Here is a 20,444-nt window from a genome sequence, read left to right as displayed (position 1 = left end):
GCGGGCGCCGCCGTGTTCCGCTCCGGCGCTCACCCCGGGAGGCACCGTGACCGAGGAAGCCTTAGATCTGCGCGCGGGCAGGGACCTCATCCTGCGTCACCTGCGCGCGCGCTGGCCGATGCTCGCGCTGGCCTTCGGCGCCGGGCTGAGCTGGGGTCTGCTCCGGCTGGTGGAGCCGTACCTCGTGGGGCTGGCCATCGACCACGCCATCGTCGACCGCGACCTCACGCGGCTGACGCAGTACGTGCTCGCCTTCCTCGGCGTGGCCGCCGTGCTGGCGGTGTGCGCGGGGACGCGGCGGTACTGGGCGATGCGAACGAGCTACCGGATCGAGACGGACCTGCGGCTCGAGCTGTACGACCGGGTGAACCGGCTTTCGTTCGACTACCACGACCGGACGGCGACAGGCCAGCTGATGTCGCGCGGGAGCGCGGACCTGCGGGAGATCCAGGCGTTCCTCGTGAACATCCCGATCAACTCGGCGTACCTGCTGATGGCGGTCGGGGCGTTCGTGCTGCTGGTGATGACGAGCCTCTCGCTGGCGGTGCTGGCGATGGCGGTCTTCCCGGTGGTGACGTGGCTGAGCGTGCGCTTCTTCAACCGGCTGGAGCCGGGGACGGAGCGGGTGCAGCAGGACCTCGCGGACGTGGCGAGCGTGACGGAGGAGACGATTGCCGGGGCGCGGCTCGTGCGGGCGTTCGGGCGGGAGGAGCACGAGATCGGGCGGATGCGGGCGGCGGCGGACCGGGTGCGGCGGGATGCGATGGAGGTGGTGCGGCTGCGGACCGTGTACGGGCCGCTCTTCTTCCTCCTGCCGGGACTCGGGCAGCTGGTGGTGCTGGCGTACGGCGGCTGGCTGGTGGTCGAAGGGCGGATGACGCTCGGCGCGCTGGTGGCGGCGCTGCAGTACCTCGGCATGCTGGCGTGGCCGGTGCAGAGCCTCGGCGAAATGATCGCCTCGGGGCAGCGGGCGATCGTCTCGGCGGCGCGGGTGTGGAACGTGCTGAAGGAGGAGCCGAGCGTGAAGGAGCGGCCCCACGCGCGGCCGCTGCCGCCGGGGAACGGCCACATCGTGTTCGACCGGGTGACGTTCGGCTACCGCGCGGGGCTGCCGGTGCTGCGGGAGTTTTCGCTCGATATCCCGGCGGGGCGGTCGGTCGCGCTGGTTGGGGCGACGGGCAGCGGCAAGTCGACGGTGGCGCGGCTGCTGCCCCGCTTCTACGACGTCGACGACGGGCGGATCCTGCTGGACGGGGCGGACATCCGGACGCTCCGGCTGCGGGAGCTGCGGCGGAGCATCGGCATCGTCTTCGAAGACACGTTCCTCTTCAGCGATACGGTGCGGAACAACATCGCCTACGGGCGGCTGGATGCGACGGACGAGCAGATCGAGCGGGCGGCGAAGCTGGCGCACGCGCACGAGTTCATCGAGCGGCTGGAGGCGGGCTACGACACGGTGGTGGGCGAGCAGGGATTCTCGCTCTCGGGCGGGCAGCGGCAGCGGCTCGCGATCGCCCGGGCCGTCCTGATGGAGCCGCGGGTGCTCATCCTCGATGACGCGACCTCGAGCGTGGACGCGCGGATGGAGGAGGAGATCCGGAACGCGCTGAAGGAGGTGATGGCGGGGCGGACGACGCTCATCATCTCGCACCGGCTTTCGACGATTTCGCTGGCGGACCAGGTGGTGCTCGTAGACGAGGGGCGGGTGGCGGCGACGGGCACGCACGAGGAGCTGCTGCGGACGAGCCGGCGCTACCGCGAGGTGCTCGGGCAGCTGGAGGCGATGGCCTCGTGAGCGCGGAGGAGCGGCCGACGCCGCGGGTGAACGGGCTGGCGGGGGCGCTGCGGATGCTGGCGCCGCGCTGGCCGATGCTGGCGCTGGCGACGGTGACGATCGTCGCGTTCACGGGTGCGAGCCTGGCGCGGCCGATCGCCATCCAGCGGGCGCTGGACGAGGGCGTGGCGAAGGGCGACCGGGCAGCGCTCTTCGCGGCCTGCGCGGCGTTCGTCGGGCTGCTGCTGGCGGTGTACGTCTTCCAGGCGGCGAGCACGTACCTCGTGAACCGGGTGGGGCAGGACTTCCTGTTCGACCTGCGGATGCGGCTGTTCGAGCACTACCAGCGGATGTCGCTGGCGTTCTTCGGGCGGGAGAACGCGGGCCGGCTGGTGGCGCGGATGACGAGCGACGTGACCACCGTGAACGACGTGCTGAACAACGGGTTCCTCGTGGTGGTCCAATCGACCCTGACGCTGCTGGGGGCCTCGATCATCCTGCTGACGATGAGCGTCCGGCTCTCGCTCGCGGTGGCGCTGATTCTGCCGCCGCTCATCATCGCGACGGCGATCTTCCGGGTGTATTCGGACCGGGCGTACCACCGGGTGCGGGAGCGGATCGCGGACGTGATGGTGCACATGCAGGAGACGTTCTCCGGGCTGCGGGTGGTGCAGGCGTTCGCGCGGGAGCAGAAGAACCGGGAGCGGTTCGGCGAGATCAACGAGCGGAACTTCGAGGCGAACGTCTACACGGTGAAGCTGTCGTCGCTCTACTTCCCGTTCGTGGAGTTCCTGCGGGGCGCCGCCATCGGGCTGATCCTGTATTTCGGCGGGCGGCAGGTGGCGGGCGATGCGGTGACGGTGGGCACGGTGGCGGCGTTCGTGTTCTACCTCGAATTCATCTTCCAGCCGATCCAGAACCTCTCGCAGGTGTTCGACATGGTGCAGAGCGCGAACGCGGCGCTGGGGAAGATTTTCGGGGTGCTTGCGGTGGAGCCGGACGTGCCGGAGCCGGAGCGGCCGGCGCGGGTGGAGCCGCCGCTGGAGGGGCGGATCGAGCTGCAGGGCGTGATGTTCGGGTACGACCCGGCGCGGCCGGTGCTGCGCGACATCGACCTGTGCATCGAACCGGGGCAGCACGTAGTGCTGGTGGGGCCGACGGGCGCGGGGAAATCGACGCTGGCGAAGCTGATCACGCGGATGTACGACCCGACGGCGGGGACGGTGCGGATCGGGGGGCACGACCTGCGGACGCTGCGGGCGGCGGACCTGCGGCGGACGGTGACGATGGTGCCGCAGGAGGGGTTCCTGTTCACGGGGTCGATCCGGGAGAACATCCTCTTCGGGCGGCCGGGGGCGACGGACGCAGAGGTGCGGGCGGCGTGCGAGCGGCTGGGCATCGACGGCTTCATCCGGTCGCTGCCGAACGGCTACGAGACGATGGTGAGCTTCCGGGGGTCGCGGCTGAGCGCGGGCGAGAAGCAGCTGGTGTCGATCGCGCGGGCGTTCCTCGCGGACCCGCCGGTGCTCGTGCTGGATGAGGCGACCTCGAGCCTCGACCCGCAGACGGAGGAGCAGGTGGAGCGGGCGCTGCGGACGCTGTTGGAGGGGCGGACGAGCGTGGTGATCGCGCACCGGCTGAGCACGGCGGAGCACGCGGACCGGATCCTCGTGGTGGACGGCGGCCGGGTGGTGGAGGACGGAACGCACGCGGAGCTGCTGCGGCGGGGCGGCTACTACACGGCGCTCTACCGGCAGTGGGTGGCGGGGCGGGCGGCGCGGAGCGCCTGAGCGCGCGGGCCGGTCAGCGGTCGGGGTCGGTGTCGCCGGGCTGGAGGGCGTCGCGGGCGCCGAGGTCGCGGCCCATGAGGCGGAGTTCGCGCGAGAAGCGGGTCGTCTTCTCGGCGATGCCGGCCATGTAGGTGCGGGAGGGCGTGACTTTCACCCAGAGGCGGCGGCGGGGAACGTAGAAGGTGATGCTGAGGCCGACCATCGCCATGGCGACGGCGATCCAGATGAAGGTGTGGCCGGGGTCGCGGCGGACGCTGACGCCGGAGGCTTCTACGCGGCCCTGGAAGAGGTAGGTGTAGCCGCCGGAGGTGGTGACGGCCTGGCCCTGCTGGAGGACGACGTTGCGCTGGTCGACGCCGGCGACCATGAGATAGGGACGGCCGTCGCCGCCGAGGGGCATCTGGACGACGGCGCCTTCGGGGCCGGTGGCGCCGGGCATATCCAGCACGGTGGTCGCGGGGATGGTGGCGGCGCCGTCGAAGCGGATGCGGTAGGGGCCGGCGTCGCGCTCCTCGCCGGGGCGGAGGAGGATGGGGTCGAAATCGGTGCTGGTGATGGTGACGAGCATCTGGCCGTTGCGGAACTGCCAGGCAACGGCGTAGTTCACGAGCTGGTCGGAGCCGGGCGCCTGCGGAAAGACGAGGAGGGAGAGGGCGGTGTCGTCAGAGCGGTCGGCCGGGTCGATGCCGGGGTCGGTCGCCATCTGGGGGAGCTGCTGGGCGAAGAGGATGCGGCCGGAGGCATCGGCGACGCGGAGGACGGGGATGACGGCGCTGCGGCCTTCGAAGTCGAGGATGTCGTCGAAGATGACCTGGCCGCTGGGTGCGGTGATGCGGAGGCGGGCGATGTCATCGAACCAGGCGGCCTGGTGGACCTTGTAGCCGAAGGCGTGGCAGGGGTGGTTGACGGTGGTCTTGCAGCGGATGGTTTCGTCGCCGCGGCGGACGTCGATGATGGAGTGGTAGTCGATGATGTTGCCGTCGTCGTCGAGGCCGCGGTTGGCGTCGATCATGCGGATGAAGAGCTGGTTGGGGCCGGCTTCGGCGAAGACGGGCGCAGGGGGCGTGGATTCGGCGATGACCATGGTGCGGTCGAAGCCGGCGAAGACGGTGAGGAGGCCGCCGAGGAGGATCATGAGGAGGGCGAGGTGGGAGAGGAAGGTGCCGTACTGGCTCCAGGGGTAGCGGTCGGCGAAGAGGTAGACGGCGCCGGGCTCTTCGCGGACGCGCTGGACGGCGTAGCGGCGCTGGCGGAGGAGGCGTTCGACGGCGTCGGCGCCGCCGGGGTGGGAGAAGCTGGCGCGGTGGTGGGCGCGTTCGAAGTAGGCATCGGGGACGCGCTTCGGGGGCTGGCGGACGGCGCGGATGGTTGGCCGGAGGCGGGAGACGGTGCAGACGGTGACGGCGACGATGATCAGGAACCAGAGGCCGTTGAACCAGGCGGTGTGGAAGACCTGGAAGAAGCCGAGGGCATCGAAGAGGCCGGTGACGGGGCCGTAGGTTTCGCGCTGGAGTTCGAGCCAGGCGGATTTGGCGGCCGGGTTGCCGATCATCGGCGCCGGCATTTGCGGGAGGATGGTGCCGATGAGGCCGGCGACGCCGGCGAGCCCGACGAGGAAGAGCGCGAACTTGACGTTGGTGAGGAGCTGCCAGGCCCAGCGGAGGGGGTCGAGGCCGCCGGGCTGGAGGGTGGAGGCGGAGGCGGCGCGGGGGCTGGCGCTCACGGGAGCTGCGCCTCCAGTTCGCTGAGCTGGTCCCAGGTGATGCGGCCGAGGTAGATGCGCTGGATGACGCCCTGGGGGTCGACCAGGACCGTCATGGGGAGGCCGCCGACGCCGGTGCGGTAGGCCTGGGAGACGGCGCCGCTGGTATCGAGCAGGATGGGGTAGGTGACGCCGAACTGGGCGGTGAACTGGCGGGCGGTGGCGGCGTCCTCCTGCTGGTTGACGCCGATGACGGCGATGCCGCGATCGAGCGTGCGGGAGTGGAACTCCTGGAGGTCGGGGGTTTCGGCGCGGCAGGGGCCGCACCAGGAGGCCCAGAAGTTGAGGAGGACCCAGCTGCCGCGGAACTCATCGAGGGAGCGGGGGCCGCCCTCGAGGGCCGCGAGGCGGAAGTTGGGGGCGGCGCGGCCTTCGCGGGCAGCGGGCGGCTGGCCGGTGGGGTTGAGGGCATCGGGGAGGGCGATGACGCCGAGGCCGCCGGCGGAGTTGGCCGTGCCGGCGGAGGGGTCATCGCGGAATTCGAACCACCAGAGGGCGAAGCCGACGACGGCGATGACGAGGGCGGCGAGCCCGAGGGTGGAGGCGGGCCCGGAGTATTCGCGGCGACGCTGGGGGCGTTCGTCGGGGAGCTGGTCGGTCATGGGGCGGTCCGGTGGTACGAGCGTACCACCGGACCGGGTTGGGCGGGGGAAAGGGGGCTACGAGATTCAGCGGATGGCGTCGGTCCAGATCAGGAGGTTGAGATTCTCGAGACCGGGCGGCGCGTCGATGAGGAGCATCTGGAACGTCCCCGCTTGCCCGGGAGCAAGGTCACTGGGGGTGGAAACGTCGACATCTCGCCGGATGACTCGGCCGAGCGGGTCGACAAAGGCGGCGTACAGGCTGACGAAGCGGTAGGAGGTCGACGACGTGTTCCGCACCGTGCCGACGACATGCAGCCAGCCGAGCGAGTCGCGGTAGATGTTGGTGACCGTTACCTGGAGCCCGGTGATGGGAGTCCGGCGCGAGATGTCGTAGTCAGTGATATCCACCTCGACGCGGGTGATCCCCGCGGGCGGGTCGATGAGGATGAGCCCGAAGGAAGAACTCCCCCCAGCGGGGATGATCGTGACATCCGCGAAGCTCCAGTCCGTGGCGAGCAGCTGACCTGACGCGCTGTAGAACCGCGCCGAAACCTCGACGAACTCCACCGGTGTGCTCAGGCCATTCACCACAATGCCGAGGACGTACAGGAAATCGATGTCTTCATCGATGTACCAGTTGACGCCCTGGAGGCGGAGGCCGGAGGGAGCGGGCGTCGGGGTGGCGGTCGGGGGACGCGGGGTCGGGGTGGGCTGGGCGGCGGTGGGCGTCGCGTTCGGCGCGAACGGGGTCGGGGTGGCCGGGGGCGGCGGGGGCGGCGCGCCTTCGTCGCGGGCGACCATCGGCACGACGGCGCGGGGCGTGAAGACCTGGCTCCCGGCATCGCGGGGGGCGCTGACGAGCGCGGCGGCGAAGCCGGCGAGGAGGAGCCCGGCGAGGGCGAGCAGATAGCGGGGGCGCGGCATGGTCCGCTCCTGTGCGAGGGATTGGCGCCGGAGTTTCGCGCCGGGAGGCGTCAGGTGTTGACGCGCGGCCGGCGTCGGCGGTCCGGCACCTTGCGCCGGGGCCGGCGGGCCGTCAGAATGCGAACATCTGTGCGATGGAGGGCCCGCGATGGCGAAGCCGCCGCCGAGCTACCCGGTTCCTGCCGTCCGCCCGGTGCCGCCGGCGCTCGTCGCCGAGCGGCTGGTGACGGAGCTGCGGCAGAAGGAGACGGAGACGTGGGTCCGGCGGCTGGAGGAGGAGCCCGCGCGGTTCGGTGAGTGGCCGGAGGGGCTGGACCCGCGGCTCATCGACGTGCTCGGGCGGCGCGGCATCCGCCAGCCGTACACCCACCAGGCGCGGGCCATCGCGGCGGCGATGGCGGGCCGCAATGCCGTGGTCGTGACTCCGACGGCGAGCGGCAAGACGCTCTGCTACAACGCGCCGGTGCTGGACCGGGTGCTGAAGGACCGCTCGGCGCGGGCGCTCTACCTGTTCCCGACGAAGGCGCTGGCGCAGGACCAGCTGGACGAGCTGCACGGGCTGATCGGCGACCTCGGCGGGGAGATCGGGACGTTCACCTACGACGGGGACACGCCGGCGGACGCGCGGCGGGCGGTGCGGCAGGCGGGGCACATCGTGCTGACGAACCCGGACATGCTGCACACGGCGATCCTGCCGCACCACACGAAGTGGGTGCAGCTGTTCGAGAGCCTCGAGTTCGTGGTCATCGATGAGCTGCACACCTACCGGGGGGTGTTCGGCAGCCACGTGGCGAACGTGATCCGGCGGCTGCGGCGCATCTGCCAGTTCTACGGGAGCGACCCGGCGTTCATCCTCTGCTCGGCGACGATTGCGAACCCGGGCGAGCTGGCGGAGCGGCTCATCGGCGATAGCGTGGAGGTGATCAGCGAGAGCGGCGCGCCGCGTGGGGAGCGGATCGTCGTCGTGCACAACCCGCCGGTGGTGAACCGGGAGCTGGGCATCCGGCAATCGTCGCTGAAGTCGGCGCGGGACATCGCGGCGCAGCTGATCCGCTCCGGCGTCCAGACAATCGTGTTCGCGCCGAGCCGGGTGCGGGTCGAGCTGCTGCTGACGTACCTGCGGGAGGCGCTGCGGGAGAAGCCGGGCGACCCGGAGCGGGTGGCGGGCTACCGGGGCGGCTACCTGCCGAACGAGCGGCGGGCGATCGAGCGGGGGCTTCGGGAGGGGACGGTGCGCGGGGTGGTGGCGACGAACGCGCTGGAGCTGGGCATCGACATCGGCGGGCTGGGGGCGAGCGTCGTGACGGGCTACCCGGGTTCGCTGGCGAGCCTCTGGCAGCAGTTCGGCCGGGCGGGCCGCGCGCGGGAGAGTTCGCTTGCGGTGCTCGTCGCTTCGTCGAACCCGCTCGACCAGTACGTGGCGCAGCACCCGGAGTTCATCTTCGAGCAGGGCGTGGAGGGCGCGGCGATCGACCCGGACAACCCGTACATCCTCGCGAGCCACCTGAAGTGCGCGGCCTTCGAGCTGCCGTTCGCGAACGGGGAGCCGTTCGGCGCGCACGGGGAGGTGATGCTGGACATCCTCGTCGAGGAGGGCGTGCTCCAGCTGGCGAACGGCCGCTACTACTGGATGTCGGAAGCGTACCCGGCGGAGGAGGTGAGCCTCCGGACGGCGAGCACGGACAACTTCGTGATCATCGAGCAGGGACCGAAGCCGCGGGTCATCGGGGAGTGCGACCGGCCGAGCGCGCCGCTGCTCATCCACGAAGACGCGATTTACCTGCACCGGGGGCAGCAGTACCAGGTGGAGCACCTGGACTGGGACGACAAGAAGGCGTACGTCCGGGCGGTCTCGGTGGACTACTACACCGATGCGCAGCTGGCGGTGGACCTGAAGGTGCTGGAGCGGGAGCGGGAGGCGCCGGCGGGCGGGGACAGCGCGTGGGAGCTCGGCGAGGCGGCGATTACGTTCCTCGCCACGATTTTCAAGAAGGTGAAGCTGCACACGCACGAGAACGTGGGCTGGGGGCAGATCGCGATCCCGGAGGAAACGATGCACACGGCGGCGGCATGGCTGACGCTCGGGGAGGGCGCCGCCGCGGGGCTGCGGCGGGACGAGCTGGCGCTCGGGCTGGAGGGGCTGGCGCACGTGCTGCGGAACCTCGCGCCGGTGTTCTGCCTGTGCGACCCGCGCGACCTGGGAGCGGATGCGCAGGTGCGGTCGCCTTCGACCGGCGCGCCGACGGTGTACCTGTACGACATGGTGCCGGGCGGCATCGGGCTGGCGGAGCGGGTCTTCGAAGCGCGGGAGCGGCTGCTTCGGGCGGCGCGCGATGCGGTGGCAGGCTGCGGCTGCGAGCGCGGCTGCCCCTCGTGCGTGGGGCCGCAGGCGGAGCGGGGAAGCCCGGCGAAGCGCGCCGCGCTGCTGCTGCTGGAGCGCCTCGCCGGGGCCAGGGGGAGCTGAGCTGCGGTCAGGCGGTGACGATGTCCTTCTCCATGGGGCCGAGGAGGCCGAGGAGCTCCTGTTTCTCCTGCGCCGGGACCTTGAACTGGTCGAGCGCTTTGACGAGGTCTTCGACGAGAGCGTCGAAATCGGCCTTCGTGATCATGAGGCCGGCGTGGGCCGTCTTCATATCGCGGCCGGTGTACTTCTCGGGCCCGCCGGTCGCCTCGCCGATCTGGTTGACGAGGTGCATCTTGAGGGTGGGGATATCGGTGTTCGCGAAGAACCGGTTGATGCGGGCGTCGGCGGCGACGTTGGCGACGAAGGCATCGACGACGGCCGTGATGGCGGGCTTGCCGCCGAGCCGGTCGTAGAGCTTCGCCTGCCCGGGCCGGGTGGGCACGGGGGTCGGCATCGCCTTCTTGTCGTCATCGCTGCAGCCGACCACGAGGAACGCGCCGCCGAACACGGCGACGGCCCCGGCGGAGCGGAGGAAGGCGCGGCGGCTCTGGCCTCCGCGGACGATGATGGAAGGGGATTCGGACATGGCCTGCGTCTCCTGCGTGCGAAGCTGCACGGTAGTACGCAGGGGACGCGCGGGGTGTTGATCCGGCCGCGCGGGCGCGGCCCGCTCGCCTTTACCGCGCGTTTCCGCCCGGGGCTCAGTGGCGGAAGTGGCGGATGCCGGTGAAGACCATGGCGACGCCGTACTGGTTGCAGCAGTCGATGCCGTCCTGGTCGCGGAGGGCGCCGCCGGGGTGGGCGATGGCCGCGATGCCGGCCTGGCAGGCCTTTTCGATGCTGTCGTTCCAGGCGAAGGGGAAGAAGGCGTCGGAGGCGAGGACCGCGCCGCGCACCTCCTCGCCGGCCTTCTCCATCGCGATTTCGACGCTCTTGACGCGGTTCGGCTGGCCGCTGCCCATGCCGAGGAGGCGGCCGTCCTTCGCGATGACGATGGCGTTGCTCTTCACGTGTTTGACGATGCGCCAGGCGAACCGGAGGTCGTCGAGCTGCTGCGGAGTGGGCTGGCGTTCGGTGACGACGCGGAAGTCGATGCGCTCGGCGGGGAGGTCGTCGGGGTCCTGGAGGAGCCAGCCGCCGCCCACCTGGCGGAGGGCGAGTCCGCCCGCAGCGAGGGGCCGGGCTTCGAGGATGCGGAGGTCCTTGGACTTGCCTTTGAGGGTGGCGAGGCCTTCGGGGGTGTAGCCCGGGGCGATGACGATTTCGTAGAACATGCGGGTTTCGCCGTCGTTCGGGCTGCGGAATTCGCGGATTTCGCGCGCGAGGGCTTCATCGACGGGGCGGTTGAAGGCGACGATGCCGCCGAAGGCGCTGGTGGCGTCGGCGCGGACGGCGAGGCGGTAGGCTTCGCAGAGGTCGTCGCGGGTGGCGGCGCCGCAGGGGTTCGTGTGCTTGACGATGACGCAGGCGGGCGTGGGGATGTCGTTCACGCAGTTCCAGGCGGCATCGGCATCGAGGTAGTTGTTGTAGGACATCTCTTTGCCGTGGTGCTGGATGGCGGTGGCGATGCCGCCGCGGCCGTGGGCGGCGAGGGAGCGGTCGAGGTAGAAGGCGGCGCGCTGGTGGGGGTTTTCGCCGTAACGGAGGGGCTGGGCGAGTTCGAGCGGCATGGTGAGGCGCGGCGGGAAGTCGCCGGGGTGCTGCTGGCTCCAGAGCCACTCGGCGACGGCGCTGTCGTAGGCGGCGACGTGGGCGAAGGCCTTCCAGGCGAGTTCGCGGCGGAGGTCCGGCCCGGCGGCGCCGGCGCTGAGCGCTTCGAGGACGCGGGCGTAATCGGCGGGGTCGACCACCGGGAGGACGGCCTCGTGGTTCTTGGCGGCGGCGCGGAGGAGGGTGGGGCCGCCGATGTCGATGTTCTCGATGGCCTCTTCGAAGGCGACACCGCCAGGGCGGGTGACGGTCGCGTAGAAGGGGTAGAGGTTGCAGGCGACGAGATCGATGGGGCCGATGCCGTGGGCTTCGAGGGCGGCCATGTGGGCGGGGAGGTCGCGCCGGGCGAGGATGCCGGCGTGGACGGCCGGGTGGAGGGTCTTCACGCGGCCGTCGAGCATTTCGGGGAAGCCGGTGAGGTCTTCGACCTTGCGGACGGGGAGGCCGGCGGCCTGGAGGGCCGCGAAGGTGCCGCCGGTGGAGACGAGCTCCCAGCCGAGGTCGGCGAGGCCGCGGGCGAAGGCTTCGATGCCGGTCTTATCGTAGACGCCGAGGAGGGCGCGCATGGGGCAGAGCTCCTTGGGAAGGGTGGTCTGCGGCGGGTGCGGTGCGGCCCGCCGGCCCAGGCGAGCGGCCATGCGCGAGGCCGGGCTCCCCCGCGGTGCTCCGCGTGACGCCAGTCGCCCGGCAGCTTCGAGTGTAGCAGCGGGGGCGGTTCGCCGCAGGCGCGGGAGCGCGTAGGCTGATGGCCATGTGGCAGCGGCTGCGGACGCGCGCGGAGGGGCTGGCCCGCCGGGGGATGTGGGAGGGCGAGCGGCTGCGCTGGCGGCTGTTCCACCCGGTGACGATCGGTGCGCGGGTCATCCTCGTGCGGGAGGGGGAGGTGCTGCTCGTGCGGCACAGCTACCGGGAGGGGTGGTTCCTGCCGGGCGGGGGCGTCGACAAGGGGGAGACGCTGGAGGAGGCGGCCCGCCGCGAGGCGCGGGAGGAGGCAGGAGCCGTGCTGGAGGAGGCGCGGCTGCTCGGGGTGTACGCCGACTTCTCGGACGCGAAAGAGGACTACATCGCGGTGTTCGGCAGCGAACAATTCGCGTGGGAGGCGCCGGCGCCGAACGGGGAGATTGCGGAGGTGCGGTGGTTCGCCTGCGGCGGGCTGCCGGGGGACATCGACCCCGGCTGCGCGCGGCGCATCGGGGAGTGGCTGGCGGGCGGCGGACCGTACGCGGGGCGCTGGTAGGCTCAGGCGGGAGCGAACTCGACGAATTCGGCGACGGGGCGGCGCCGCCGGGGCGGGGGGTCCTCGACCGGGCGGCCGAGCCGGAGGCAGACCTGCGGCCAGCGGCGGGGGCAGAAGGCGGCGGCGACCCGCTCGCGGAGGTCGGGCACCTGGAGCGGCTGCTGGAGGTAGCCGGCCTGGATGCCGTCGAGCGCGGCGCGGAGGAGGATGCGCTCGAGCGCCTGGCCGGCGCGGAGCCAGTCGCGCGGCTCGTCGCCGGGGGACGCGAGGAGGAGCACCGCCGGCGCGTGGAGGATGTAGACCTCGTCGCGGGAGGCGGAGGTGCCGCCGAAATCGAAGCGGTCGACGAGGAAGCGGAGGGCGCGGCCGCCGAGCCGGGATGCGGGGAGGCCGTCGTTCGCGCGGCCGGGGTGGATCCAGCGGGCGACCTCGTGCCGCCAGGCGGGGTCGTGGTGCTGGAGGCGGTCGGCCTCGGCGCAGAGGTCGGCGAACAGCTGGCGGGCGGCGCGGCCTTCGAGCGGCAGGAGTTCGGCGCCTTCCGCTGCAGCTTCAGCGGCGAGGGCGGGGAGGAGGCCGGGTGGGAGGGGTTCGGCGCGAAGGGCGCGGCGGGTGGTCCAGCGGCGCTCGATCGCGGGCGCGAGGGCGGCGAGCGCGGCATCGGGCGGGCCTTCGGCGAGGACGGCGCGGGCGAGGAGCCCCTCGCGGGCCGGGTCGGGCAGGAGCGCGACCTGCTCTTCGCAGCCGGCGGCGGCCCCGGCGGCGCGGAGGTTGAGGAGAGCGCAGCCGCAGGCGATGGTGCGTTCGCGGCCGTCGGGGTCGGCGACGGGCAGGGCGCGGGCCGGGTCGCCGAACAGCTCGATGGCGGCGGGCGTGACGCGGAAGCGCCACGGCTGGGTGTTGAGCGGGGAGGGGGCGAGGGCGGCCAGCCGCAGCCAGTGATCGACCTGGACGATGGTCATGCGGGGGAGTGTAGCGCCGGGGCGGCGCTCAATCGCGGGCCACGAGCGGGAGGAGGGCGCGGGGCGGGAGGGGTGCCGGCCCGGCCCGGCCGTAGAGGGCGATGAGGCCGGCGATGTCGTCGGCCTGGGGCTCGATGTTGTCGAGCGAGGCGGGGCCGCCGCACATCGCGGCGCCGGGGCAGCGGTCGCTGTGGCCGAGGCCGAGGGCGTGGCCGAATTCGTGCAGGGCGAGGGCGCGGAGGAGCTCCGGCGTGTACTGGAAATCGGGGCGGAGGACGATATCGAACTCGACGAGTTCGAAGAACGGGGTGCCCTGGACCAGGAAGGGGGAGGAGACCCAGCAGGCGTAGCCCAGGTAGCCGCCCGGGATCGGCCCCCAGCCGACGACGTTCTCGCCGTCGGGCGCGTAGCCGGTCACGCGGGGGTCGCCGCGGCAGCCGGTGGGGGTGGCGGTTTCGCCGTCGTAGACGAACTGGACGGGAGTGCCGCCGGCGAAGCGCCAGCCGTCGGCGCCGAGGCTGACGGCTTCGAGGGCGGCCTTGGGGTCGAGGAAGGGGGTCGCGTTGGCAGGGTTGTACCGCCACGGGACGACGGGGACGCGCCAGCGGACGCCGCCCCGCTCATCCCCGAGGACGTAGGCGGCGGAGGCTTCGCGCGGAGCGAGGGGCACGGCGCCCGGGTTCGCGGCGAGGAGGATGGCGGCGAGCGCGGCCGGGTCGGCGGCGGCGCCGGCGGGGGCGATGGCGGCGATTTCGAGGACGAGCGGGCCGGCCGGGCCGGGGAGGAGGAAGGCGAGGCGGGTTTCGGTGAAGGCCGGCGACGCAGCCGGGTACGGCGGTTCGCCGGGGCCGGCGCGCGCGGGGGCAGGCGCGGGCCGGCCGCCAGCGAGGCAAGCGGCGACGAGGAGGAGCGCGGCTGCCCGGAGCGCGAAGCGCATGGGATGGGGAGTATCGCACAGGGCGGGGCGGGGAATCGGTGCGGAAATTTCACGATTAGGGCCGGGGAGGGCCTTGACGTCCCGGCATAAATGAACGACTATTCATTCAGTGAACGAACGTTCACAGACTGTCGTGGAGGGCAGGACGATGCTGTACGAACTGATGGTGGCGCGGCAGCGCGAGCTGGAGGCGTTCGAGCGGGAGATTGCGCAGCGGATGACGCTGGAGCGGCTGCTGCGCGTGGAGAAGCTGGAGCGTGCGCTGAAGCGCGCCCGCGCTAAACTGCAGGTGCTCCCGGACCTGGCGAAGGCGAACTGAGCCGGCGGGGGCAGGGACACGGATGGCGAAAGTTTCGCAGGCACACCTGGAGGCGCGGCGGCGGAGCATCCTCGAAGCCGCCGCGCGGGTGTTTTCGCAGAAGGGCATCGCGGCGGCGACGATGGCCGAGATCGCGCAGGAGGCGGGCATTTCGCCGGGCGCGATTTACCGGTATTTCGCGAGCAAGGAAGAGCTGGCGCGCGAAGGGATGGCGGGGCCGGCGGAGGCGGTGAAAGCCGCGTGGGAGCACCCGGAGCAGGTGGAGACGGGCTTCGCGGAGCTTTCGCGGGCGACGTTCGCGGCGCTCGAGCTGCCGGGGGCGGACCTCGATACGCGGCTGCTGTTCGAGCGGGCGCTGGTGGCGGTGCGGGACGAGGATGCGGCGCTGCTGAACGAATTCGGCGAGGAGCTGGGACGGATCTTGCGGGCGGTGGCCTTCCTCCTGAAGCGGGATTTCGGCGACCGGCTCGAGGGCTGGGACATCGAGGCGCTGGCGCAGGCGCTTTATTCGTTCTACTGGGGCGCGCGGTTCGTGCAGCTGATGGCGCCCGGCGCGCCCGGCCCGGTGCGGCAGCTGGAGGCGCTCCAGCGGCTGATGGAGGCGGCGTTCGGCGAGCGGATGGAGGCGGGCGCCGGCTGAGCGCCCGGCCGGCGCGGGACGGCGGCTGCTTTCAGGGGCGTTCGAGCAGGATGGCGTCGCCCTGCCCGGTGCCGGAGCAGATGGCGGCGGCGGCGTAGCGCGCGCCGGCTTCCTGCAGCTGGTAGGCGCTGGTGAGCACGAGACGGGCGCCGGTCGCGCCGATCGGGTGGCCCATGGCGACGGAGCCGCCCCAGCGGTTGACGCGGTCGGCGTCCCAGTGGAGTTCGCGGCCGCAGATGAGCGGAACGCAGGCGAAGGCTTCGTTGACTTCGATGATGTCGAAATCGTCGACGGCGAGGCGGGTTTTGTCGGCGAGGCGGCGGAGGGCGAGCGCCGAGGCGACGGGGTACTCGGCGGGCCGGGTGGCCGATTCGGCCCAGCCGGCGATGCGGGCGAGGGGGGTGAGCCCGTGGCGGCGGCCGGCTTCTTCGGAGCCGAGGAGGAGGACGGCGGCGCCGTCGTTCGTGCCGGGGGCGTTGCCGGCGGTGATGGCGCGGGTGCCGTAGACGGTGGGGATGCGGCCGAGGCGTTCGACGGTGGAGTTCGGGCGCGGGCTTTCGTCGCGGGCGAGGGCGATGTGGTTGGGGTCGCGCCGGTTCGGCACGGGCGTGATTTCGCGCTCGAAGTGGCCGGCTTCGAAGGCGGCGCCCCAGCGCTTCTGGCTGCGGACGGACCATTCGTCCATCTCTTCGCGGGAGACTTCGCGGCGGGCAGCCATGTCGTCGGCCTGGTTCGCCATGTGGACATCGTCGAACGCGCACCAGAGGCCGTCGTAGACCATGCCGTCGATGAGCGTCTTGTTGCCCATGCGGGCGCCCCAGCGGGTGTGGACGTCGTAGTAGGGGACGTTGGACATGGATTCCATGCCGCCGGCGAGGACGAGGTCGGCCTCGCCGAGCTGGATGAGGGAGGCGGCGAGGGTGACGGCGCGCATGCCGGAGCCGCAGACCTTGTTGACGAGGGTGGAGGGCGTCGATTCGGGGAGGCCGGCGGCGATGAGGGCCTGGCGCGAGGGGAGCTGGCCGGCGCCGGCCTGGAGGACCTGGCCAAGGATGACGTTATCGATGGCGGCCGGGTCGAGCCGGTTGCGCTGGACGAGGGTGCGGATGAGGAGGGCGGCGAGGTCGCTGGCCGCGTGGTCTTTGAGGGCGCCGCCGAACTTGCCCCACGGGGTGCGGGTCGCGTCGTAGATGAAGGCGGCAGGCATGGCGGCTCCAGCGTAGCCGCGGGCGCGGCGAAGGTACAGGATGGCGGGGCGGCTCAGCCGGCGGCCGCGGCGGCGCAGGGGCTGCAGAGGCCGTTGACGCTGAGGGAGACGGAGCGGGGCTGGAATTGACCGCTGGCGGCGGCGCGGTCGATGAGCGCTTCGAGGTCGGGGTCGCCGACGAGGACGTCGGAGATGCTGCCGCAAGCGGTGCAGACGAGGTTGACGTGGGGCCGGGCGACGGGACCGTAGCGGGAGCCGTCGGGGGTTTCGAGCTTTTCGATGAGACCGGCGGCGCCAAGGGCGGCGAGGTTGTTGTAGACGGTGGCGCGGCTGAGGGTGGGGAGCTCTTCGGAGAGTTCGCGGTAGAGGTCTTCGGCCGAGAGGTGGCGGTCGTGCGAATCGAGGACAGCGGCGAGGAGGGCCAGCCGCTGGGTGGTGGCGGCGAGGCCGCGGCTCGCGAGGAGCTCGAGGAGTTCGCTCGTGGGGCGGGAGGACTTCATCCGCTTCTCAGTTTCGCGCCGGGTGAGACGCGATTCAAGCTGACGGGCGGGACAGGGCGATGCGGGGTCCGGGTTCGAACTGGTTCTCGAGCTGGAATCGCTCCGGGCGGGGGCCGGATAGTCCCAACCGGCGGGGGCCGCCTATACTTGACGCGGGCCGGTGGGCGCGTCTCCCCCGGGGAGCGGCGTGAGCAGGCCAAGGAGGTACTCCGCCATGAAGAAGGTGCTCGGGATTCTTGCGCTGCTGGGCGCCCTGGCCGGGGCGATCATGTTCTGGCGCCGCCGGCAGGAAGACGACGAATTCCTCGATGAGGAGCTGGACTAGCTGGCTGACGGGGCCGACCCAGCGGTGATCCGCCCGGTCGTCACCGGGTTCGGGCTGACGGCCGCGGCAGCGGGCGGCGGCGGCGTGTGGGAGCGGCTGCTGGCGGCCGAGCCGGCGGCGGGAGCGTTCGCGCCCGGCGACGAGGGCGAGGCGCTGCCCGGCATCGGGTTCGGCGACGAGTTCCGGCCGCACCCCGGCATCCCGCGGAACGTCGTGCATTTCCTCGACCGCGGCTCGCTGCTGGCGCTCGACGCGGCGCTGCGCGCGCTCGACGCGGCGGGGCTGGGCGCGGGAGCGGGCGATGCGCGGCGGTTCGGCGTCGCCGAGGGGCTGCCGATGCGGGCGCCGGGGCAGCCGGGGATCTTCGCGCCGTACGGCCAGCTCATCGCGCGGGTGCTCGGCGTGCGCGGGCCGGTGGCAGCGGTCGCCGGGGGTGAGGCGAGCGGGCTGGCGGCCGTGGTGCAGGCGGCGCGGCTCGTGGCGCGCGGCGAAGCGGACATCGTCATCGCGGGAGCGGCGCAGGCGCTGCAGCGGCCGCTGCTGGAGCACCTGCGGGGCATGAGCGCGGCCCGGGCGCTGCCGTTCGACCGGGAGCACGCCGGGATGGTGCCCGCCGAGGGCGCGGCCTTCCTCGTCATCGAATCGGAGGCGCATGCGCGGGGGCGCGGGGCGGCGATCGCGGCGCGCATCGCGGGCGCGGCGGAGGTGTTCGACCCGGCAGCCGAGCCGACGGCGCTTCCCGGCGCGAACGAAGCGGGGCGGCTGATGCAGGCGGTGCTCGCGGACGCGGGGTATCTGCAGAACCAGGTCGACCTGTTCGTTTCGTGCGCCGACGGGCGGCCGGAGGCGGACGCGGCGGACGGCTTCGGGGCGCTGCGGACGTTCGGGCGGCATGCGTACTTCGCGGATGTGACGGCGCCGGCGGGGACGCTGGGGCAGCTGCTGGCGGCGGGCGGCCCGGCCGCGGCGGCGCTGGCGCTTGAGGCGATGGCGCGGGGCGAGGTGTGGCCGGTGGCGGGGCTGAGCACGCCGATCGAGGGGCTGGAGCTGGCGTTCGTGAAGGCGGCGAAGCAGGCGAAGGTGGATTGCGCGCTCGTGACGGCGCTGGGGACGGGCGGGGCGGCGGCGGGCATCCTGCTGGTGCGCGACGGGAACTGATCAGCCGGGTTCGCCGAATCTTCCTCGTGGCGGGCTGCCGGGGTAGGATGGGGTCGTGGCGCTCGAGATTACGTTCCTCGGCCGGACCTGCTTTCGCCTGAAGGGGCGCGACGGCACGGTGCTGATGGACCCGGTGCCGCCGGATTCGGGGTTCGCGCTCGGGAAGCAGCAGGCGGAGATCGTGACGCTGAGCTGCCCGGGCGACCGGCGCTACGGCGCGCGGGAGCTGGTGGCCGGCGAGCCGATGGTGCTCGATGCGCCGGGGGAGTACGAAATCGGCGGCGTGCTGGTGACGGCGACGGCGATGACGCGGGCGGACGGCAGCCGGACGGTGAGCTTCGTGGTGGAGCTGGACGGCATCCGGGTGGGGCACCTCGGGCTGCCGGCGACGGCGAACCTGGCAGAGCTGAAGGACGTCGACGTGCTGCTGCTGCCGGTGGGGGGCGATGGTTCGCTCTCGGCGGTGGCGGCGGCGGACGTGATGACGCGGATCGAGCCGCGGGTGGCGATCCCGATGCACTACCGGGTGGGGCCAGAGACGCTGGAGCTGGACCCGCTGGAGAAGTTCCTGAAGGAGACCGGGACGAAGCCGGAGCCGCAGCCGAAGCTGCAGCTGACGCGGAGCGGGCTGCCGGCGGACCTGACGGTGGTGGTGCTCGAGCCGCGGCTCGTGGGGTAGCGCCGGCTCAGACGGGCTGCTGGACGACGCGGAGGGGGAAGCTGGCGACGGTTTCGTAGCTGGCGCCGGCGGGGGAGAGGCGGCTGCGCATCAGCGAGACCTGGGCGGTGCGCCAGCTGACTTGCGGGATCTCGGTCTTGCCGACGGCGACTTCGATCTCGGCGCGCTGGCGGGTGGAGACGTCATCGCGGACGCGGCCGAGGGTGAGGTGGGGCCGGAAGGGGCGGCGCTCCGGTTCGAAGCCGACGACGCCGAGGGCGGCGTTGACGGAGCGGACGAGGGCTTCGAGGCGGAGGACATCGCCGGCGACGCCGATCCACATGAGGCGCAGGCCCTCGCGGCCGCCGAAGGTGCCGATGGTGGAGAACTCGAGCTCGAAGGGGGAGTGGCCGACGACGGCTTCCTGGATGGCGAGCTTGACGTGGGGGAGTTTGCGGGTCGGGACTTCGCCGAGGAATTTGAGGGTGATGTGGACGCCTTCGGGGCGGACCCAGCGGACGGCGTTGCCGGAGCGGGCGCGGAGGTCATCGATGACGGTGCGGATGGCGTCCTTGACGTCGTCCGGGACTTCGCAGGCGACGAAGAGCCGGACGTGTTCCTGTTGGGAGGCTTCGCTCATGGTGTGGCGGTTCCAAAGAAGAGAGATAGCGCATTCCCGCCGCACACCCGGGCGACGGCATCGGGCGGGAGTTCCGCGGCGATGCGCTGGAGCTGGCGCCCCGGGGCGAGCAACGGGAAATCGGAGCCGAAGAGCACGCGCTCCGGGCCGGCGAGGGCGACGAGGCGCGCGACGCTCCCTTCATCATACAGCAATGACACGGCCGCGGTATCGAAATAGATATTTCCGATAGCCTGCCGAACTTCGGGCATTTGGAGGTAGAAGGAGATGCCGCCGCCGAGGTGGGCGGCGACCATCCGGGCGGCGGGGACGCGGGCGGCGAGCTCGATGAGGTCGGCGGGGGCGATGCCGCCGCGCTTGCCGGGGTAGGCGTGGCCGACGGGTTCGGAGACGTGCCAGAGGAGGACGGCGCCGGCCTCGGCGGCGAGGTGCGCGAGGCGGAGGCTCTCGGGGCCGAGCGGGTCCCAGCCCTGGTTGCCGGGGCGGAGTTCGCCGAAGCCGCGGGCGCCGGCGGCGAGCCAGCGGGCGGCGTCGCGCTCCCAGCCGGGCGCGGCGGGGTTGAGGCAGGGGAGGGGGGCGATGACGCCGGGGGCCTCGGCGGCGGCGGCGAGCAGGTATTCGGCCTGCTCGGCCAGGCGGGCCGGCGCCTGGAAGGCGAAGCCGGCGGCGACGGCGCGGTCGATGCCGGCGCGGCCGAGGGCGGCGCGGAGGGCTGGGGCATCGGCGAGCTTCGCCGCGGGGTCGGCGTACATCTCCGCGAAGGCGGGCTCGGAGCCGGCGAGTTCGGCCCGCCGGGCGACCTGCGCGGGCGGGAAGAGGTGGGTGTGGGCATCGACGAAGCCGGGCACGGGGGGATGGTAGCAGGCCCGGGGGCAGCGGCCGGGCGAGGTGCGCGGGCGAAGTATTCGACGCTGTC

General features: G+C 72.4%; 19 protein-coding genes and 1 riboswitch. Of the genes, 8 read left to right on the top strand and 11 right to left on the bottom strand.

Annotated features, from left to right (window positions below; all coding sequences use genetic code 11):
• Positions 1-46: 46 nt before the first annotated feature.
• Positions 47-1,795, top strand: coding sequence for an ABC transporter ATP-binding protein (locus tag N2041_RS03765; RefSeq protein ID WP_297675959.1), 1,749 nt, complete (start codon positions 47-49; stop codon positions 1,793-1,795).
• Positions 1,792-3,564 (top strand): ABC transporter ATP-binding protein, encoded by a 1,773-nt coding sequence (locus tag N2041_RS03760; RefSeq protein ID WP_297675957.1) that lies wholly within the window; start codon positions 1,792-1,794, stop codon positions 3,562-3,564. The genes N2041_RS03765 and N2041_RS03760 overlap by 4 nt, the downstream gene beginning before the upstream one ends.
• Positions 3,565-3,577: 13 nt before the next feature.
• On the opposite strand, the gene N2041_RS03755 is transcribed toward N2041_RS03760, so the two are convergent.
• The 3 genes from N2041_RS03755 to N2041_RS03745 all read right to left on the bottom strand — a co-directional run bounded on the left by N2041_RS03755 (position 3,578) and on the right by N2041_RS03745 (position 6,834).
• Positions 3,578-5,287 carry a cytochrome c biogenesis protein ResB gene (locus N2041_RS03755; RefSeq protein WP_297675955.1) on the bottom strand — a complete coding sequence of 570 codons (1,710 nt, stop codon included), beginning with the start codon at positions 5,285-5,287 and terminating at the stop codon, positions 3,578-3,580.
• Complete coding sequence (locus tag N2041_RS03750; RefSeq protein ID WP_297675953.1) at positions 5,284-5,928, bottom strand: TlpA disulfide reductase family protein; 645 nt, start codon at positions 5,926-5,928, stop codon at positions 5,284-5,286. The genes N2041_RS03755 and N2041_RS03750 overlap by 4 nt, the downstream gene beginning before the upstream one ends.
• 66 nt (positions 5,929-5,994) lie before the next feature.
• The gene (locus N2041_RS03745; RefSeq protein ID WP_297675952.1) at positions 5,995-6,834 is read right to left on the bottom strand and encodes an FxLYD domain-containing protein; all 840 of its coding nucleotides are present in this window, start codon (positions 6,832-6,834) and stop codon (positions 5,995-5,997) included.
• Between the two features lie 148 nt (positions 6,835-6,982).
• On the opposite strand from N2041_RS03745, the gene N2041_RS03740 reads away from it, so the two are divergent.
• Positions 6,983-9,298, top strand: a complete 2,316-nt coding sequence (locus N2041_RS03740; RefSeq protein ID WP_297675950.1) for a DEAD/DEAH box helicase — start codon at positions 6,983-6,985, stop codon at positions 9,296-9,298.
• 7 nt (positions 9,299-9,305) lie between these two features.
• On the opposite strand, the gene N2041_RS03735 is transcribed toward N2041_RS03740, so the two are convergent.
• Positions 9,306-9,824 carry a group 1 truncated hemoglobin gene (locus N2041_RS03735; protein ID WP_297675948.1) on the bottom strand — a complete coding sequence of 173 codons (519 nt, stop codon included), beginning with the start codon at positions 9,822-9,824 and terminating at the stop codon, positions 9,306-9,308.
• 115 nt (positions 9,825-9,939) lie between these two features.
• Positions 9,940-11,514, bottom strand: a complete 1,575-nt coding sequence (gene purH, locus N2041_RS03730; protein ID WP_297675946.1) for a bifunctional phosphoribosylaminoimidazolecarboxamide formyltransferase/IMP cyclohydrolase — start codon at positions 11,512-11,514, stop codon at positions 9,940-9,942.
• Between the two features lie 47 nt (positions 11,515-11,561).
• Positions 11,562-11,642, bottom strand: a riboswitch (ZMP/ZTP riboswitch).
• 51 nt (positions 11,643-11,693) lie between these two features.
• Between purH and N2041_RS03725 the strand changes: the two genes are divergently transcribed.
• Entirely contained in the window at positions 11,694-12,185 is a 492-nt protein-coding gene (locus N2041_RS03725) for an NUDIX domain-containing protein (RefSeq protein WP_297675944.1), read from the top strand.
• 2 nt (positions 12,186-12,187) lie between these two features.
• Here the strand turns inward: N2041_RS03725 and N2041_RS03720 are convergent, their stop codons facing one another.
• Together N2041_RS03720 and N2041_RS03715 are read right to left on the bottom strand one after the other, a co-directional pair.
• Positions 12,188-13,144 carry a hypothetical protein gene (locus N2041_RS03720; RefSeq protein ID WP_297675942.1) on the bottom strand — a complete coding sequence of 319 codons (957 nt, stop codon included), beginning with the start codon at positions 13,142-13,144 and terminating at the stop codon, positions 12,188-12,190.
• A 28-nt stretch (positions 13,145-13,172) separates the two neighbouring features.
• Positions 13,173-14,081 (bottom strand): matrixin family metalloprotease, encoded by a 909-nt coding sequence (locus tag N2041_RS03715; protein ID WP_297675940.1) that lies wholly within the window; start codon positions 14,079-14,081, stop codon positions 13,173-13,175.
• Positions 14,082-14,229: 148 nt separating this feature from the next.
• On the opposite strand from N2041_RS03715, the gene N2041_RS03710 reads away from it, so the two are divergent.
• Entirely contained in the window at positions 14,230-14,400 is a 171-nt protein-coding gene (locus tag N2041_RS03710; RefSeq protein WP_297675938.1) for a hypothetical protein, read from the top strand.
• 22 nt (positions 14,401-14,422) lie between these two features.
• Positions 14,423-15,040 carry a TetR/AcrR family transcriptional regulator gene (locus N2041_RS03705; protein WP_297675936.1) on the top strand — a complete coding sequence of 206 codons (618 nt, stop codon included), beginning with the start codon at positions 14,423-14,425 and terminating at the stop codon, positions 15,038-15,040.
• A gap of 31 nt (positions 15,041-15,071) precedes the next feature.
• On the opposite strand, the gene N2041_RS03700 is transcribed toward N2041_RS03705, so the two are convergent.
• Positions 15,072-16,247 (bottom strand): thiolase family protein, encoded by a 1,176-nt coding sequence (locus N2041_RS03700; protein WP_297675934.1) that lies wholly within the window; start codon positions 16,245-16,247, stop codon positions 15,072-15,074.
• A 53-nt stretch (positions 16,248-16,300) separates the two neighbouring features.
• Complete coding sequence (locus tag N2041_RS03695; protein WP_297675932.1) at positions 16,301-16,747, bottom strand: Fur family transcriptional regulator; 447 nt, start codon at positions 16,745-16,747, stop codon at positions 16,301-16,303.
• Positions 16,748-17,096: 349 nt separating this feature from the next.
• Here N2041_RS03695 and N2041_RS03690 point away from each other — a divergent pair, with 349 nt between their 5' ends.
• Both N2041_RS03690 and N2041_RS03685 read left to right on the top strand, forming a co-directional pair.
• The gene (locus N2041_RS03690; protein ID WP_297675930.1) at positions 17,097-18,230 is read left to right on the top strand and encodes a beta-ketoacyl synthase N-terminal-like domain-containing protein; all 1,134 of its coding nucleotides are present in this window, start codon (positions 17,097-17,099) and stop codon (positions 18,228-18,230) included.
• A 55-nt stretch (positions 18,231-18,285) separates the two neighbouring features.
• Positions 18,286-18,909, top strand: a complete 624-nt coding sequence (locus N2041_RS03685) for an MBL fold metallo-hydrolase (RefSeq protein ID WP_297675927.1) — start codon at positions 18,286-18,288, stop codon at positions 18,907-18,909.
• 7 nt (positions 18,910-18,916) lie between these two features.
• Here N2041_RS03685 and thpR read toward each other — a convergent pair whose 3' ends face one another.
• Both thpR and N2041_RS03675 read right to left on the bottom strand, forming a co-directional pair.
• Positions 18,917-19,528, bottom strand: a complete 612-nt coding sequence (thpR, locus tag N2041_RS03680; RefSeq protein WP_297675925.1) for an RNA 2',3'-cyclic phosphodiesterase — start codon at positions 19,526-19,528, stop codon at positions 18,917-18,919.
• Entirely contained in the window at positions 19,525-20,376 is an 852-nt protein-coding gene (locus N2041_RS03675) for an amidohydrolase family protein (RefSeq protein WP_297675923.1), read from the bottom strand. The genes thpR and N2041_RS03675 overlap by 4 nt, the downstream gene beginning before the upstream one ends.
• Positions 20,377-20,444: the final 68 nt, after the last annotated feature.

The organism is Tepidiforma sp., from assembly GCF_026419595.1.
Taxonomy (GTDB): Bacteria; Chloroflexota; Dehalococcoidia; order Tepidiformales; family Tepidiformaceae; genus Tepidiforma.
Note: the sequence above shows the minus strand (reverse complement) of the source record. Positions and strands in the feature narration are given on the sequence as shown.